General features: G+C 63.7%; 18 protein-coding genes. 9 read left to right on the plus strand and 9 right to left on the minus strand.

The genetic code is table 11. The features are described 5' to 3' along the window. Positions 1-65 precede the first annotated feature (65 nt). Positions 66-689, minus strand: a complete 624-nt coding sequence (locus tag X741_RS164440) for a LysE family translocator (RefSeq protein ID WP_023775997.1) — start codon at positions 687-689, stop codon at positions 66-68. Positions 690-1,053: 364 nt separating this feature from the next. On the opposite strand from X741_RS164440, the gene X741_RS164435 reads away from it, so the two are divergent. The 4 genes from X741_RS164435 (at position 1,054) to X741_RS164420 (ending at position 5,619) form a co-directional block, all read left to right on the plus strand. Then, positions 1,054-1,824 carry a L,D-transpeptidase gene (locus X741_RS164435; RefSeq protein ID WP_023775998.1) on the plus strand — a complete coding sequence of 257 codons (771 nt, stop codon included), beginning with the start codon at positions 1,054-1,056 and terminating at the stop codon, positions 1,822-1,824. 174 nt (positions 1,825-1,998) lie between these two features. Next, positions 1,999-3,165, plus strand: coding sequence for a diphosphate--fructose-6-phosphate 1-phosphotransferase (locus X741_RS164430; protein WP_023775999.1), 1,167 nt, complete (start codon positions 1,999-2,001; stop codon positions 3,163-3,165). Next, a complete protein-coding gene (locus X741_RS164425) occupies positions 3,165-3,881 on the plus strand; it encodes an MBL fold metallo-hydrolase (RefSeq protein ID WP_023776000.1) in 717 nt (238 codons plus the stop codon). The genes X741_RS164430 and X741_RS164425 overlap by 1 nt, the downstream gene beginning before the upstream one ends. A 196-nt stretch (positions 3,882-4,077) precedes the next feature. Beyond that, entirely contained in the window at positions 4,078-5,619 is a 1,542-nt protein-coding gene (locus X741_RS164420) for a DegQ family serine endoprotease (protein ID WP_023776001.1), read from the plus strand. Positions 5,620-5,691: 72 nt separating this feature from the next. On the opposite strand, the gene coaA is transcribed toward X741_RS164420, so the two are convergent. From coaA to hisB, 8 genes are all read right to left on the minus strand, one after another. Then, positions 5,692-6,651 (minus strand): type I pantothenate kinase, encoded by a 960-nt coding sequence (gene coaA, locus X741_RS164415; protein ID WP_023765656.1) that lies wholly within the window; start codon positions 6,649-6,651, stop codon positions 5,692-5,694. A gap of 24 nt (positions 6,652-6,675) precedes the next feature. Next, a complete protein-coding gene (locus X741_RS164410; protein WP_023776002.1) occupies positions 6,676-6,999 on the minus strand; it encodes a phosphoribosyl-ATP diphosphatase in 324 nt (107 codons plus the stop codon). 108 nt (positions 7,000-7,107) lie between these two features. Further along, entirely contained in the window at positions 7,108-7,899 is a 792-nt protein-coding gene (gene hisF, locus X741_RS164405) for an imidazole glycerol phosphate synthase subunit HisF (RefSeq protein ID WP_031249657.1), read from the minus strand. After that, complete coding sequence (locus X741_RS164400; protein WP_023776004.1) at positions 7,899-8,735, minus strand: arginase family protein; 837 nt, start codon at positions 8,733-8,735, stop codon at positions 7,899-7,901. The genes hisF and X741_RS164400 overlap by 1 nt, the downstream gene beginning before the upstream one ends. Continuing rightward, the gene (hisA, locus tag X741_RS164395; RefSeq protein ID WP_023776005.1) at positions 8,732-9,481 is read right to left on the minus strand and encodes a 1-(5-phosphoribosyl)-5-[(5-phosphoribosylamino)methylideneamino]imidazole-4-carboxamide isomerase; all 750 of its coding nucleotides are present in this window, start codon (positions 9,479-9,481) and stop codon (positions 8,732-8,734) included. The genes X741_RS164400 and hisA overlap by 4 nt, the downstream gene beginning before the upstream one ends. Before the next feature lie 59 nt (positions 9,482-9,540). Further along, positions 9,541-10,191 carry an imidazole glycerol phosphate synthase subunit HisH gene (hisH, locus tag X741_RS164390; protein WP_023776006.1) on the minus strand — a complete coding sequence of 217 codons (651 nt, stop codon included), beginning with the start codon at positions 10,189-10,191 and terminating at the stop codon, positions 9,541-9,543. 1 nt (position 10,192) lies between these two features. Then, complete coding sequence (locus X741_RS164385; RefSeq protein WP_023776007.1) at positions 10,193-10,669, minus strand: DUF2628 domain-containing protein; 477 nt, start codon at positions 10,667-10,669, stop codon at positions 10,193-10,195. Positions 10,670-10,673: 4 nt separating this feature from the next. Continuing rightward, entirely contained in the window at positions 10,674-11,273 is a 600-nt protein-coding gene (gene hisB, locus X741_RS164380) for an imidazoleglycerol-phosphate dehydratase HisB (protein ID WP_023776008.1), read from the minus strand. A gap of 227 nt (positions 11,274-11,500) precedes the next feature. Here hisB and hslV point away from each other — a divergent pair, with 227 nt between their 5' ends. The 5 genes from hslV to X741_RS164355 all read left to right on the plus strand — a co-directional run bounded on the left by hslV (position 11,501) and on the right by X741_RS164355 (position 15,753). Beyond that, positions 11,501-12,052, plus strand: a complete 552-nt coding sequence (hslV, locus tag X741_RS164375) for an ATP-dependent protease subunit HslV (protein ID WP_023776009.1) — start codon at positions 11,501-11,503, stop codon at positions 12,050-12,052. Positions 12,053-12,122: 70 nt separating this feature from the next. Beyond that, positions 12,123-12,641 carry a GNAT family N-acetyltransferase gene (locus X741_RS164370; protein ID WP_023776010.1) on the plus strand — a complete coding sequence of 173 codons (519 nt, stop codon included), beginning with the start codon at positions 12,123-12,125 and terminating at the stop codon, positions 12,639-12,641. Between the two features lie 4 nt (positions 12,642-12,645). Beyond that, complete coding sequence (locus X741_RS164365) at positions 12,646-13,245, plus strand: DUF2585 domain-containing protein (RefSeq protein ID WP_023776011.1); 600 nt, start codon at positions 12,646-12,648, stop codon at positions 13,243-13,245. 2 nt (positions 13,246-13,247) lie between these two features. Beyond that, positions 13,248-14,558, plus strand: coding sequence for an ATP-dependent protease ATPase subunit HslU (hslU, locus tag X741_RS164360; RefSeq protein WP_023776012.1), 1,311 nt, complete (start codon positions 13,248-13,250; stop codon positions 14,556-14,558). A 235-nt stretch (positions 14,559-14,793) separates the two neighbouring features. Next, positions 14,794-15,753 carry a DUF1402 family protein gene (locus X741_RS164355; RefSeq protein ID WP_023776013.1) on the plus strand — a complete coding sequence of 320 codons (960 nt, stop codon included), beginning with the start codon at positions 14,794-14,796 and terminating at the stop codon, positions 15,751-15,753. Positions 15,754-15,802 lie beyond the last annotated feature (49 nt).

Genomic DNA, 15,802 nt, shown 5'->3' on the forward strand with positions numbered 1-15,802 from the left:
GACCCGGCAGCACCGCGCGTCCCTTCAGGGCTCGCGGTGCCGCGACTCCTTGAACTTACCTTGCCTCAATTGCCCGAGCGCATCGCCACCGTGGCGATGCCGGCGCCGACCAGCAGCGTGCCGCCGGTGCGGTTGAAGATGCGGATCGCCTTGGGATTGCGCACGACATTGCGGGCGCGCGCCGCGACCAGCGCATAACCGAAGGCATTGGCGAAGGCGAGCGCCAGGAAGGTCGTCTCGAAGACCAGCATCTGCGTCCAGAAATTGGCATGCCGGTCGAGGAACTGGGGCAGGAAGGCGACGAAGAAGGTGATGCTTTTCGGGTTGAGAGCGGTGACCAGCCAGGCATGCGCCATCATCTTGGCCGCCGACACTGCATCGGTGCGCGGCTCGGCCTTCAGCGTGCCGCCGGCGCGAAACAGCTTTACGCCGAGATAGATCAGATAGCCGGCGCCGATCAGCTTCAGGACGGTGAAGATGGTCGCCGAGGCCGCAAGCAGGGCGCCGATGCCCAGCATCGACAGTGTCATGGCGGTGAAATCGCCGAGCGCCACGCCGACCGCCATCGGCAAGGCGGTGCGCCAGCCCTGGCCCAGCGCATAGGACACGACCAGCAGGATCGTCGGACCCGGAATGATGAGGAGGATGCTCGACGCGGCGGCGAAAGCGGCCCAGTTTTCGAACGACATGCTTGTCTCCCTAGGGTTAAAGAGAAGGATAAATCCTGAGCCCTGGGAGAATGTAAAGGGGCCTGATTTTTGTTTTACGCAAATCGCTCTCTTGGGAATTGCCACGCTGTCAGTGCGCCGGCGGCAGTTCGTCGTCGGTTCGCGCCGCTCAGCGCGCTCACGATATCGGCCAGGAGACACCCGGCCGAGGTGATTTTGTTGAGGAGCCTCCCGGTTGGCGTTCATTGCGGACAGCCGAACGGCGCCAGGGGAACGCGCAAACGCAGGCGACACAAGGCGTTCACGCTTTATCAACCATGAATGACGAAAATGCCCGCTATCCGGCCGGACCGTGCTTCCCGCCGACAGCGTAGGGTTTGGGTACATGCGTGAGTTGCCGCAAGGTCCGACGCCGCCACGAAACGGCGGCGCAGTCGATATCGATCTTCATCTTTCCCGCCGCGCCATCCTGACCGGGGCAGGCGCGCTGGCGCTGCTCAGCGCCGCCGGCTGCTCGACTTCCGGGGACGGCGGTATGCCGGTGCTCCAACTCGACAATACGGTCACCGGCTCGGTGCCGCCGATGCGGCCTGCGATCAGCGTCGACAAGAACATCACCGGCGCCGATGTCATGTACGCCGCCTTGACCGACAACGGCTTCAACGTGCCTGAAGTGCCGTACCTGAAGGTCAAGCCGGAATTCCGCCGCCAGATCGTCGTCGACACCACAGGCGAGGCGCCCGGCACCATCGTCGTACATCTCAAGGAGCGCATGCTCTACCTCGTCCAGCCGGGAGGCGATGCCATCCGCTACGGCGTCGGCATCGGCAAGGACGGCTTCCGCTGGTCCGGCCGCGCAAACATCCAGTATGGCAGGGAATGGCCGACCTGGACGCCGCCGCCCGAGATGATCCAGCGCAAGCCGGAACTGGTGAAATGGCAGGGCGGCCAGCCCGGCGGCCTGACCAATCCGCTCGGGGCGCGTGCGCTCTACATCTATCAGGACGGCAAGGACACCGGCTATCGCATTCACGGCTCGCCCGAATGGTGGAGCATCGGCCAGGCGATGTCGTCTGGCTGCGTGCGCCTGATCAACCAGGACATCATCGACCTCTACAGCCGCGTTTCGAAGAAAAACCCGGTGGTCGTCATGTGATCGTGGCCGCCGCTTGCGGCCGTCCTATTTTTGAGCGGGACCTTCTCCGAAACCGGTCCGCTTTCCCCTTACGCAGTCCTTCGGTTCGGGGCCCTGCCCCGGACTCTCCCGTTGCGCGATGCGGAAAGACAGGCCAAGGTGCCTTGAAAATCATCGCTTCGGGAGACGCCAGGAATGACCGGAACTTTTGTCATCGCGCAGGGCGGCGGCCCGACCGCCGTCATCAACCAGACGGTGGTCGGTGCGACGCTGGAGATCCGCAAGCGGCATCCCGGCGCCAAGGTGCTGGGCTCCATCCACGGCGTGCGCGGCATTCGTGACGGCAATTATGTCGACCTCTCGGCTATTCCCGAAGACCGCCTGCGGCTGATCGCCGGAACGCCAAGCGCTGCACTGGGCTCGACGCGCGACAAGCCGGATGCCGCCTATTGCGACGTCATCCTCAACGGCCTCAAAAAGGCCGGCGCCGACGCCTTCATCTATATTGGCGGCAACGACACGTCGGGGACACAGCAAATCCTGACCGATGCGGCCGGCGGCAGCATCGCTTTCGTCCATGCGCCGAAAACCATCGACAATGACCTCGAGGAAAACGACCACACGCCGGGATTCATCTCGGCCGCCGAGTTCGTCGCCGGCGCCTTCCTGTCCGTCGATCTCGATTTCCGCGCCCTGCCCGGCATCTATGTCGGCATCGTCATGGGCCGGCATGCAGGCTTCCTGACCGCGGCCGCCGCCGCCTGGCAGCTCGATCCCGATAGCGGCCCGCATCTGGTCTACGTGCCGGAACGGCCATTCTCGGCCGCCGGCTTCATCGATGACGTGCGCGCCACGCTAGACCGCCACAAGCGCTGCATCGTCGCGGTGTCGGAAGGTGTCAGCACCGCCGACGGCAAGGCGCTGGTCGAGAGCCTGGTGCCGCCGGACAAGCTCGAGCGTGACGCGCATGGCAACGTCAAGCTGTCGGGCAGCGACCTGCCGGCGGCGCTCGAGCGGGCTCTGGCCGAAGGCCTGCCGGGCAAGCGCGCCCGCGTCGACGCGCTCGGCTACATGCCGCGCGGCTATGTCGGCGCCATCAGCGCCGTCGACGCGCAAGAGGCCTTCGATGCCGGCGCCTTCGCCGTCTCCGTCGCCGAACAAGGCGGCGGCTCGGTGGCGCTGCAGTATGACGGCGCTAAAACAGTGCTGAAGAAGGTGCCGCTGAAGAACGTCGCCGGCAAGACCCGCCACATGCCCGACAATTTCATGAAGCCCGACGTCAACCAGTTGTCCGAGGCCGGTAAGGCCTATCTCAAGCGGCTGGTGCCGGAAAAGTACAAGGTCGGGAAGCCATTCGTCTGATGGAATGGTTCAGCAAGAACATCGTCGACGACGAGACGACGATGCTGACCGAGCCGTTCGTGCATGATTATCTGCGCGCCAATATCTGGCATCTGCGTGGGCGCGACGCCGACCTGTTGGTCGACACCGGCATGGGCATCCGTCCGCTGGCGCCGGAGATCGAAACGCGCTGTGGAAAGCCGCTGCTGGTCGTCGCCACCCATATCCATCTCGACCATGTCGGCTCGCTGCATGAATTTCCATGGCGGGCGGGACCCAGGATGAGTGCGGCGCAATTCGAAAGCATGGATGAGGCCGCGACCTACGCCTACATGTTCCATGATCTCGAAGGCGCCGTTTCGAAACTGCCTGAGCCCGGCTGGAAAGCCGCCGACTACAAGATCCCGTCGGCGCCGCTGACGCGGACCCTCGAAGAAGGCGACGTGATCGATCTCGGCGGCCGGCAATTCCGCGTGTTGCACCTGCCCGGGCATTCGCCGGATTCGATCGCGCTGTTCGACGAGGCCGACGGCCTGTTCTTCAGCGGCGACGCCATCTACGACGACACGCTGATCGACAGCCTGCCGGATTCCGACCGCGCCGCCTATATCGGCACCATGCGGCGCCTGCTCGACCTGCCGATCCGCATCGGCCACGGCGGCCACGGCCCAAGCTTCGACGGCGAGCGCATGCGTGCGATTGCAACGGCCTATCTGCGCTCGCATGCCGGTCTGTGAGCGCTCGCTGAATTAAATCTTCGTAAGGTCGGTCAAAAACCCTAAATCGGGCCGATCCGCGCCCTAGATAGTTGGTTGTCGATCCGGCCGGCCGCCATGTACGGCGAGACAGGCACTCCCGGTCCTCGACGCGCCGAGGGGCGCTGCCCAGGCACGCTCGCGGCGCCGGATCAACTCTCGCCCGGACAGAACGACCATGTCACCTCTAGGCATCCTTCGCAGACATCGCGTCGCCGCCCTGCTGGGCGCCGCGCTGATTATCTCCCCTGTTGTCGTTTCATTCGCCCAGAACACGAACGGCATTGCCAAGATCGTCGCGACCACCCAGACCCCGCTACCCGGCATATCGGCGCCGAACGGTTCGTTCGCGCCGGTCGTGGCCGCGACCAAACCGGCCGTCGTGACGGTAACGACCGTCATGAAGGCACAACCGGAAGCCATGAACGAAGCGTCGCCCTTCCAGGACAATTCCCCGTTCGACGACTATTTCCGGCAGTTCTTCGGTGACCAGGGCATGCCCATGCCCAGGACGCCGCCACAACAGCAGGCGCCGCGTACCGAGGCCCTGGGCTCCGGCTTCATCGTCGATGCCGACGGCACCATCGTCACCAACAACCATGTCGTCGACGGCGCCTCCTCGATCAAGGTGACGCTCGACGACGGCACGGAACTGCCGGCCAAGGTCGTCGGCAGCGACGCCAAGAACGATCTCGCGGTGCTCAAGATCAAGGCCAGCAAGCCCTTGCCGACGGTCAAATGGGGTGACTCGGACAAATTGATGACCGGCGACCAGGTGCTGGCGATCGGCAATCCGTTCGGCATCGGCACCACGGTTAGCGCGGGCATCGTCTCGGCGCGCGGCCGCGATCTGCACAGCGGGCCGTTCGACGACTTCATCCAGATCGACGCGCCGATCAACCATGGCAATTCCGGCGGTCCGCTGGTGGATGTGAGCGGCAATGTCATCGGCATCAACACGGCGATCTATTCGCCCAATGGCGGCAGCGTCGGCGTCGGCTTCGCCATTCCCTCCGACCAGGCCCAGAAGGTGGTCGCCAAGCTGGAGAAGGGCGGCTCCATCCAGTACGGCTATCTCGGCGTCGATATCCAGCCGGTGACGCCGGACGTTGCCAGCGCCATGGGGCTCGATCATCCCGGCGGCGCGCTGGTTTCCCAGGTCAATGACGGCTCCCCGGCGGCCCTTGCCGGCGTCGAAACCGGCGACGTCATCACCGGCTTCGCCGGACAGGACGTGAAGGATCCCAAGGATCTGTCGCGGGCCGTCGCCGACGTCGCCCCTGGCACCAGGGAATCGCTCGATGTCTGGCGCAAGGGCAAGGCCATGAAGATCTCCGTCGATGTCGGACGCAACAGCGACGATGCGAAGACGGCATCGACCGGCGGCTCCGGCGCGCCTGGCGCCGAGCAGGGCTCCGGTGCGCCAGCGCTCGGCCTCGGCCTGATGGACATCACGCCCGACATTCGCCAGCAAATGAACCTCGCCGATAACGAGCGTGGCGCGGTTGTTGCCCGCGTCAATCCCGACAAGGCAGCGGCCGCTGCCGGCATCCAGCCGGGCGACATCATCGTCGCCGTCAACCAGGTTCCGGTGAAGAGCGCCAAACAGGTGACCCAGGCGGTTGCCCAGGCAGGCAAATCAGGGCGCAAGTCGGTGCTGTTGCTGGTCGAACGCGGCGGCAGCCAGATCTATGTCGCCGTGCCGTTCGCCAATGGCTGAGACGCGACGCTGGCTTGAATAACGGCGTGGCGGCTTGTCGACGACGAGCCGCCAGCCGTGCGGGCACCGCAACTACAGTTTGCGCAGCGCCACTTCCTCGACCAGGTGGTCGGCGCCCTTGCGCAGGATGAGGTCGGCGCGGGCACGCGTCGGCAGGATGTTTTCGCGCAAATTCTTCAAGTTGATGTTGGTCCACAGGCCTTCGGCGATGGCCCGCGCCGAATCCTCCGAGAGCTGGGAATAGCGGTGGAAGAAGGAGTCCGGATTGCGGAAAGCGGTCTCCCGCAGCCGCATGAAGCGGGAAATATACCACTCGTGGATCAGCTTCTCGTCGGCATCGATATAGATGGCGAAGTCGAAGAAGTCCGACAGGAAAGGCACGATCTTGCCGTCCTGCGGCAGCTTGCCCGGCTGCAGCACGTTGATGCCTTCGAAGATCAGGATATCCGGCCGGTCGATGGTGACGAACTCGCCGGGAATGACGTCATAAGTCAGGTGCGAATAAACAGGCGCGCGGACATCGGGCAGCGCGGACTTGATGCCGGAGAGGAAGCGCAGCAGCGCGCCGACATCGTAGCTGTCAGGGAAGCCCTTGCGTTCCATCAGGTTTTCGCGGCGCAGCACCTCGTTGGGCAGCAGAAAACCGTCGGTGGTGATGAGATCGACCTTGGGGCTCGACGGCCAGCGCGCCAGAAGCTCCTTCAGCACGCGCGCCGTGGTCGATTTGCCGACCGCGACGGAGCCGGCAATGCCGATGATGAACGGCGTCTTGACGATATCGACGGCGTTGAAGAAGGCCTGGCGCTGCCGGAACAGAAGCTGGCTCGCCTCGACATGGGCGGACAGCAGCCGCGACAGCGACAGATAGATGCGCGAGACCTCCGCGAGGTCGACCGGGTCGTTCAGCGAACGCAAGCGGCGGAACTCGTCCTCGCTCAGCGTCAGCGGCGTGTCGGCGCGGAATCGCGACCATTGCTCGGCGGAGAAGAAACGAAACGGGGAATATTTCTCGGTCGGCGCGAGCTGATCCATCGAGATACCTGCCCTTCCTCGCGGTCAGCCCTTGGGCCGTGACGCCTTCTCGGCGATGCCCGAACGCCCCGTGCGGTCTTCAAGCTCCTTGAGCACGTCGCTCAACGGGACACCCGAGAGGCCGAGAACGACGAGCCAATGATATATAAGATCGGCACTTTCGGAAACGAGGCCCTGCTTGTCGCCCTTGACGGCGGCAATCACCGTCTCGACCGCCTCTTCGCCGAGCTTCTGCGCCGCCTTGTCGATGCCACGGGCGAACAGTTTCGCCGTCCACGAGTCGGGGTCACCGGAATGGGCGCGCTCGTGGAGGAATTTTTCCAGGTCGGACAGCGAAAATTCAGCCATGGCGCCTGAGGCCCCTTTTCTTAGCCGGAAAGCCTCTAGAGCATTTCACCGTTTCACGGAAACGGCGAACCGCTCTATCTCTTTGTTTTTACGCAATTCCGAATTGCTCTAGGACCGATCGCCCGAGGAGTCTAGCCGCATCGGCAGCCCGGCCGCGGCCATATGTGCCTTGGCCTGGGCTATGGTGTAGGTGCCGAAATGGAAGATCGAGGCCGCCAGCACCGCGCCGGCATGGCCGTCGCGGATGCCTTCGACCATGTGATCGAGCGTGCCGACGCCGCCCGAAGCGATAACCGGGGCGCGCACCGCGTCGGCAACCGCGCGGGTGAGCGCGATGTCGTAGCCGGCCTTGGTGCCGTCGCGGTCCATCGAGGTCAAAAGGATCTCGCCGGCGCCGCGATCGACCATTTTGCGAGCGAATTCGACCGCATCGATGCCGGTCTTCTCGCGTCCGCCATGGGTGAAGATCTCCCAGCGGTCGGCTTCGCCGGCACCGGACACTTTCTTGGCGTCGATGGCGACGACAATGCATTGATTGCCGAACTTGTCGGCGGCTTCGGCGACGAAATCCGGGTTAGTCACCGCTGCTGTGTTGATCGACACCTTGTCGGCGCCGGCCAGCAGCAATTTCCGGATGTCGGCGACTTGGCGCACGCCGCCGCCGACGGTCAACGGCATGAAGCATTGCTCGGCGGTGCGCGCGACGACATCGAAGATGGTCTCGCGATTGTCCGACGAAGCGGTGATGTCGAGAAAACAAAGCTCGTCGGCGCCGGCCGCGTCATAGGCCTTGGCCGTCTCGACCGGATCGCCGGCATCGATGAGATCGACGAAGTTGACGCCCTTGACCACACGGCCGTTCTTGACGTCGAGGCAAGGGATGACGCGGGCTTTCAGCATCAGCGGCCCTCTATCGTGGCGATGAGATCGTTGAGCAGCTGGCCAACCAGCGGCGGCACGTCGGCCTTGGCGTCGAAGGCCGGATCGTAAGCGGAAACGGTGATGCCGACGATCGGCACGGCAAGCGCGATGGCGCAAGCCGCGTCGCGCAATTGTTCCGGGTCTGGTCCGCCGGGGGTGACATAGCGGTTGGCCTGCAGCTCCTCGGGATCGTGCACGTCGAGATCGAGGTGCATATGCACGCGTTCGGCGCCGGCAGCCTTCAGCTTTGCCGTCGCTTGCCCCACGCCGGGGCATTCCGTGCGGATGATCGGCAGCGTCTCGACAAGTTTTTCCTCGGCCGGATCGAGATCGCGCGCGTTGACGAGCACGCAGCGCGAGGGATCGATCGGCTTGAAGCCGGGGATGGCGCCCGCCATCGGACGCCAGCACAGGCCGAGCACCGTCGCCAGCGCCATGCCGTCGAGAAAGCCGTATGTGGATGTCTCGGGCGTGTTGAGGTCGCCATGCTGGTCGGCCCAGATGATCGCATCGGCGCCCTCGCCCGCGACCGCGCCGGCTGACGTCAGGCAATTTCCGGCCAGCACTATGGGGAACCGGCCCCTGTCGATGGCAATGCGAACCTCGCCTGAGACGGCATTGCAGACGGCAAAGCCGGTGGCGATCTCGCGTTCCTGGGCATCGCCGACCCTGCCGATGTCCTCCACGGTCACGTCGTGGCCGGCCATGGTCAGGGCGTCGACGAGGCCGCCCGCGATCAGCGCATCGGGACCCTGGCCCATGCCGCCATGATAATGGCCGCTGTCATAGGAGGCCAGGATGATGGTGAGCTTCACGACCGCGCCTCCATTGCCGGTTTGCCCCGCAGGATCGCCAGCGCCTCGGCCGGATCGATGCGGCCGTCATAGAGTGCGCGGCCCGAAATGGCGCCTTCGAGCTTTTGCGCGTCCGGCATGGTCATACGCACGATATCGGCGATCGAGGCGAGGCCACCCGAAGCGATGACCGGGATCGACACCGCCTCGGCGAGATCGATGGTGGCGTCCCAGTTGATGCCGGTCAGCACGCCGTCGCGGTCGATGTCGGTGTAGATGATAGCGGCGACGCCGGCGCCTTCGAATTTCCTGGCCAGTTCGATGACGCCGAGGCTCGACGCCTCGGCCCAGCCCTCGACCGCGACCTTGCCGCCCTTGGCGTCGATGCCGACGGCGACCTTGCCCGGGAAGGCCTTGCAGGCCTGCCTGACCATGTCGGGATCGCGCACCGCCACGGTGCCAAGGATGACGCGGGCGAGGCCACGGGCGAGCCAGTCCTCGATCTGCTCCAGCGTGCGGATGCCGCCGCCGAGCTGCACCGGGTTCTTCGTCGCCTTGAGGATGGCGCCGACGGCCGCGCTGTTGACGCTCTGGCCCTTGAAGGCGCCGTTGAGGTCGACGACATGCAGCCACTCGAAGCCTTGCTCCTCGAAGGCTTTTGCCTGCGCGGCTGGATCATCGTTGTAGATGGTCGCGGTGGCCATGTCGCCGTGCTTCAGGCGCACGCACTTGCCGTCCTTGAGGTCGATGGCGGGAAAAAGGATCATCTAGGCGCCCTCGACGATGACGAAATGACCTGATGAGGCGGCAAGTTTGCTCATGCTCGTCAGGGCCTCCACTTCAGGAAATTGGTGATCAGAGCCAAGCCGAGCGCCTGGCTCTTTTCGGGATGGAACTGGGTGCCGGCGAGATTGTCGCGGGCAACGGCGGCCGTCACCGGGCCGCCATAGTCGGCGACCGCCAGGACCTCGTCCGCCTGGCGCGCATCGAGATGGTAGGAATGGACGAAATAGGCGTGCAGCCCCGTCGGTCCAGTGGGAATGCCTGAAAACAGCGGATGCTCACGCCTCAGTTCGATCGTGTTCCAGCCGATCTGCGGGATCTTCAGCGCCGGATCGGCTGGCGCGATCTCCTTGACGTCACCGGCAATCCAGCCAAAGCCGTTGGTGACGGTCTTTTCGAGGCCGCGCTCGGACATCAGCTGCATGCCGACGCAAATGCCGAGGAAAGGACGGCCCTTGGCGATGGCGACGTCCTCGACCGCTTCCCACATGCCGTCGACGGCGCGCAAGCCGGCCGCGCAGTCGGCATAGGCGCCGACGCCCGGCAGGACGATGCGGTCGGCGGTGCGCACCCGCTCGGCATCGGCCGTCAGGTCGATCTCAGCCTCGATGCCGGCTTCGCGCGCGGCGCGCTCGAATGCCTTGGTGGCCGAGCGCAGATTGCCCGAGCCATAATCGATGATTGCCACCCGCATGTCAGCGCCGTCCCGGAATGTGGGTCAGTCCTAGCGCCATGCCCGGCTGCGCCGGACGCGCCAAGGCGGCATCCGGAACCATGCGCGGCGCAGGTGCGGCTTCTTCCGCATGCGCCTCGGCCTCCAGCGCATAGCGGATGTCGGCATCATCCAGCCAGCCGGCCTGGACCACGCCCCATTCATGCCAGCCGCGGCGGCGGAGCGCAGCGATGCGCAGCGCCTGCCCTTCCAGGCCGACATAGAGCGAGACGAGCAGGGACAGCAGCGAGCCGGCAGGGCCAAGGCCGAGCTTCTCACCAAGCATCGAAAGCAGGCCCATGACGACGAAGGTCAGCGCCGCCTCGATCCACAGCCGATGCCAGGCGAACCATAGTGGCGGCACCAGGAGGCCGAGCCAGGTAAAGCCGTCACGGACAAAGACCGTTGCGCCGGCTCTCTCGCTGCGCCCGGGTGGTTCCATCACGACATAGCTGGCCATGACGCTATCCCTTCAAAGATCCCTTGGTGGAGGGAACCGCGTCCGGCTGACGCGGATCGCGTTCCAGTGCGGCACGCAGCGCGCGCGCCACCGCCTTGAAGCAGGTCTCGGCGATATGATGATTGTTGGCGCCATAGTGGTTGGTGACATGCAGGGTGATGCCGGCATTCTGCGCCAGCGCCTGGAAGAATTCACGCACCAGTTCGGTGTCGAAGGTGCCGATCTTCGGCGACGAGAACGAAACGTTCCAGACCAGGAAGGGACGGCCGGAGACGTCGATCGCCGCGCGCGTCAGCGTCTCGTCCATGGCAAGGTCGATCGAGGCATAGCGCATGATGCCGCGCCGCTCACCAAGCGCCTTGGTCAAGGCTTGGCCAAGCGCGATGCCGGTATCCTCGACGGTGTGATGATCGTCGATGTGGAGGTCGCCCTTGGCCTTGACCGTCATGTCGATCAGAGAATGGCGTGAAAGCTGGTCGAGCATATGGTCGAAGAAGCCGACGCCGGTGGCGATATCGGATTTTCCCGAACCGTCGACATGGACCGACACCGAGATGTCGGTTTCCCTGGTCTTGCGGCTGGCTTCGGCGGAACGGGGCGCCATCACTTTATCCTTGTCCCATTGGTTCACATGGTGACCGGTTCACGGGCCTCAAGCGCTCGCGGGCTTGAAAACGAAAGCCTTCTATCAGCATGATCCGGCGATTGCCAGTTGCCATCCCCGCCGCTATCCAGCCGTTTGCAATCATTGCTCCCATGCATACATATGGCCGATAAAATCACTCGTACCGCGCCAATCGCCTTTTGGGATCGCGCGAATCGGAGCTAAAAATGTCTGATAATCTGACCATGCACGCCACGACCATCGTGACGGTCCGCAAGGGCAACAAGGTGGTGATCGCCGGCGACGGCCAGGTCAGCCTTGGCCAGACCATCATGAAGGGCAATGCCCGCAAAGTCCGCCGTATCGGCAAGGGCGGCAATGTGATTGCGGGTTTCGCCGGCGCCACGGCCGACGCCTTCACGCTGCTGGAGCGGCTGGAAGCCAAGCTCGAACAATATCCCGACCAGCTGACGCGCGCCTGCGTCGAGCTTGCCAAGGACTGGCGCACCGACCGCTATCTGCGCCGGCTGGAGGCCATGATGCTGGTTGCCGACAAGTCAGTCTCGCTGGCACTGACCGGCACCGGCGACGTGCTCGAACCCGAATTTGGCGTCATGGCCATCGGTTCCGGCGGCAATTACGCGCTGGCCGCCGCACGCGCGCTGATGGACACCGACAAGGATGCCGAGGAGATCGCCCGCAAGGCGATGCAGATTGCATCCGACATCTGCGTCTACACCAACAACAATTTCGTCGTCGAAATGCTCGATGCCGGCTGATCCGGCCAGCATGATCCCGAACCGCAGGACCGCATAAGCGAAAAGTGGAGCCCGGTTTTCGGAAGAGATCATGGCCAAACAAGAAGCTAGCTACGATTTTCGGCCAGTGACGGAGAAAGACCTGCCGATGATCGCCGGCTGGCTCGCCGAGCCGCATGTCGCGCAATGGTGGGACGATCCGGAGGCCGAAATCGCCGAGATTCGCGGTCACATCGACAGTATTTCCGTCGAACCGCTGATCATCGAACTCGACGGAATTCCGATCGGCTATCTGCAGAGCTACGACCCGCATCTGGAAGACGATCATCCCTATGCCGACCAGCCGTTCGGCACGCTCGGCATCGACGTGTCGATCGGCCGGCCGGAGCTGGTCGGCATCGGCCATGGCTCGGCGATCGTGCGCCGGTTCGTCGAGCAATTGTTCGAGGAGGGCGTGCCGCGCGTCATCATCGACCCCGACCCCGCCAACATCCGGGCCATCCGGGCCTATGAAAAGGCCGGATTCCGGGTCATTGATCGCAGGCAATCGGTCTATGGCGACGTCGTGCTGATGGCGATCGATGCCGACGATGAACAAGAGGGGAAATAACCAAATGAGCACACCCGGCGTTGACGAGGGCTATTCGGCCTATGAAGACAGCTGGCGCATGGGACTTCTGCTCGTCCTTGGGCTGCTCATCTTCCAGGCCGGAGCCCTCTACGGAATGGGCCATCCCCCGATATGCACCTGTGGCTACGTCAAGCTCTGGCATGGCGTGGTGAACAGTTCGGAGAACTCCCAGCACATTTCGGACTGGTACACCTTCTCGCACATCATCCACGGCTTCCTGTTCTATGCGCTGGCCCAGTTCCTGTTCCCGCGTTCGCCGATCGGCTTGCGGCTGGCCTTCGCCGTCTTCATCGAGGGCGGCTGGGAGCTGCTCGAGAACAGCCCGTTCATCATCGAACGGTATCGCGCGGGCACCATCTCGCTCGACTATTATGGCGACAGCATCATCAATTCGGTGTCCGACACGCTGGCCATGGTGATGGGATTTGTGATGGCGCGAAAGCTACCTATATGGGTGATCGTCAGCCTCGCCGTCCTCTTCGAACTGGGTACCGGCTATCTCATCCGGGACAACCTGACACTCAACGTGATCATGCTGCTGCATCCGTTCGAGGCCATCAAGCAGTGGCAAAGTGGAATTTAGCTATGACGACATTTTCTCCCCGCGAAATCGTTTCGGAACTCGACCGCTTCATCATCGGCCAGAAGGACGCCAAGCGCGCCGTGGCCATCGCCCTGCGCAACCGCTGGCGCCGCCAGCAGCTTGAAGGCCAGATGCGCGAAGAGGTGATGCCGAAGAACATCCTGATGATCGGGCCGACCGGCGTCGGCAAGACCGAGATCTCGCGTCGCCTGGCGCGGCTGGCCGGTGCGCCTTTCGTCAAGGTCGAAGCCACCAAGTTCACCGAAGTCGGCTATGTCGGACGCGATGTCGAGCAGATCATCCGCGACCTGGTCGAGATCGCCATCGGCCTGGTGCGCGAGAAGATGCGAGAGGACGTCAAGGCGCGCGCCCACGTCAACGCCGAGGAACGCGTGCTGGAAGCGCTGGTCGGCAAGACGGCGAGCCCGGCCACGCGCGACAGTTTCCGCAAGAAGCTGCGCGACGGCGAACTCGACGACAAGGAAATCGAGATCGAGGTGGCGGACACCGGCAATGGCGGCATGCCCGGCTTCGAGATCCCCGGCATGCCGGGCGCCAATATCGGCGTGCTCAACATCAACGACATGCTGTCGAAGGCGATGGGCGGCAAGAAGACCAAATTGCGCAAGACGACGGTGAAGGAATCCTACGACCTCTTGGTCAACGACGAGTCCGACAAGCTGCTCGACCAGGACGAGGTTGTGCGCCGGGCGCTCGATGCTGCGGAAAATGACGGCATCGTCTTCCTCGACGAGATCGACAAGATCGCGGCGAGATCCGACATTTCCGGCGGACCTTCGCGCGAAGGCGTGCAGCGCGACCTGCTGCCGCTGGTCGAAGGCACCACGGTGGCGACCAAATACGGGCCGTTGAAGACGGATCACATCCTGTTCATCGCTTCCGGCGCGTTCCATGTCTCGAAGCCGTCCGACCTTTTGCCGGAGCTGCAAGGCCGCCTGCCGATCCGCGTCGAGCTGCGCGCGCTGGAGAAGGAGGATTTCGTCCGCATCCTGACCGAGACGGAAGCGAGCCTGATCAAGCAGTATATCGCGCTGATGAAAACCGAGGGCGTCGAGCTGACCTTCACCGACGATGCCATCGATTCGCTCGCCGGCATTGCCGTCGACCTCAATGCCAGCGTCGAGAATATCGGCGCCCGGCGGCTGCAGACGGTGATGGAGCGGGTGCTGGACGAGATTTCCTACGATGCGCCGGACCGCAACGGCACATCGGTCACCATCGACGCCGCCTATGTTGAAAAGCATGTCGGCGATCTCTCGCGAAACACAGATTTGTCGCGATTCATCCTTTAAAAGCCGGCGCCGGTTCATCCGGCGCCGGTTCAGGCAACACGTCCCGGCAAAAGCATCATGTGTGGCCAGATGGTACCATCTGGCCACCTTTCGTCTTGCCTTGTGCGGGGGCGCTCTCGACTCGACCAAGAGCTTTACCTAGTTTGCGCGGCAATTCTCGATCTCTTGGTTGACGCAATTCCGGACGGAAAACCGTTTCACACTTTCCTTGGAATTGCTTGGGCAGCGGCGGCGCATGAAAAAACTGATCCTGGTCCTTCTCGGCCTGACGCTGGCGGCGACGCTGTTCGGCGCACAAGCGGCGACATTGGTGCCGCCGGGAAACCGCAATGCCGAGCAGCCGGACATTCCGGGTGCCTCGAGCCGGCGCACGCAGGCGACCAACACCACCTTCCAGGCGAAATACCGCAAGGTCTACGCTTTGCTGCAGAATGACGCCGACCTACGCGCCAAGATCAAGAAGGCGGCTTCCGCCTACGGCATCGATCCGATGCACATCGTCGGCGCCATCGTCGGCGAGCACACCTACAATGTCGATGCCTATGACCGGCTGCAGACCTACTACGTCAAGGCGATCTCCTATCTCTCCAGCAAGCTGTCCTTCGCCTATGACGGCGAGGACATCACGGATTTCGTGCAGCGGCCGGAATTCAGGAAATGCGCCGGTATGTCGGACAGCTACGATTTGTGGGAATGCCGCGAACAGGTGTGGAACCGCTCGTTTCGCGGCAAGACCGTTGGCGGGACAAGCTTTCCCGACGACCGTTTCGGCGCCACCTTCTTCCAGCCCTACTATGCCGGCCAGACTTTCGGGCTCGGCCAGTTGAACCCGCTGACCGCCCTGCAGATGAGCGATCTCGTGCACAAGGTGTCCGGACTGCCGGAGCTCGACGTCGCCGACCCCAATGCGGTCTACAAGACCATCATGGATCCGGACCTGACACTGCCTTACGTGGCGGCGACGATCCGGAAATCGATCGACGCCTACAAGAGCATTGCCGGCTTCGACATTTCGGGCAATCCGGGACTGACCGCCACGCTCTACAATGTCGGCAATCCGGAGCAGCGCGCCTATGCGCTGAAGGCCGAAAACGACAAGCGCCGCGCTGCCGGCGAGCCGGCGAAACTGCCGGAAGAGAATTATTACGGCTGGCTGGTCAACGACAAATTGTCGGAGCTGAAGGCGCTGTTTTAGGGCGCGGCCCTCTACCTTCCCTTTGTGGGGAGGTCGGACCGAAGGTCCG

Source organism: Mesorhizobium sp. LNHC221B00 (genome assembly GCF_000502935.1).
In the GTDB taxonomy this organism is placed as follows: Bacteria; Pseudomonadota; Alphaproteobacteria; order Rhizobiales; family Rhizobiaceae; genus Mesorhizobium; species Mesorhizobium opportunistum.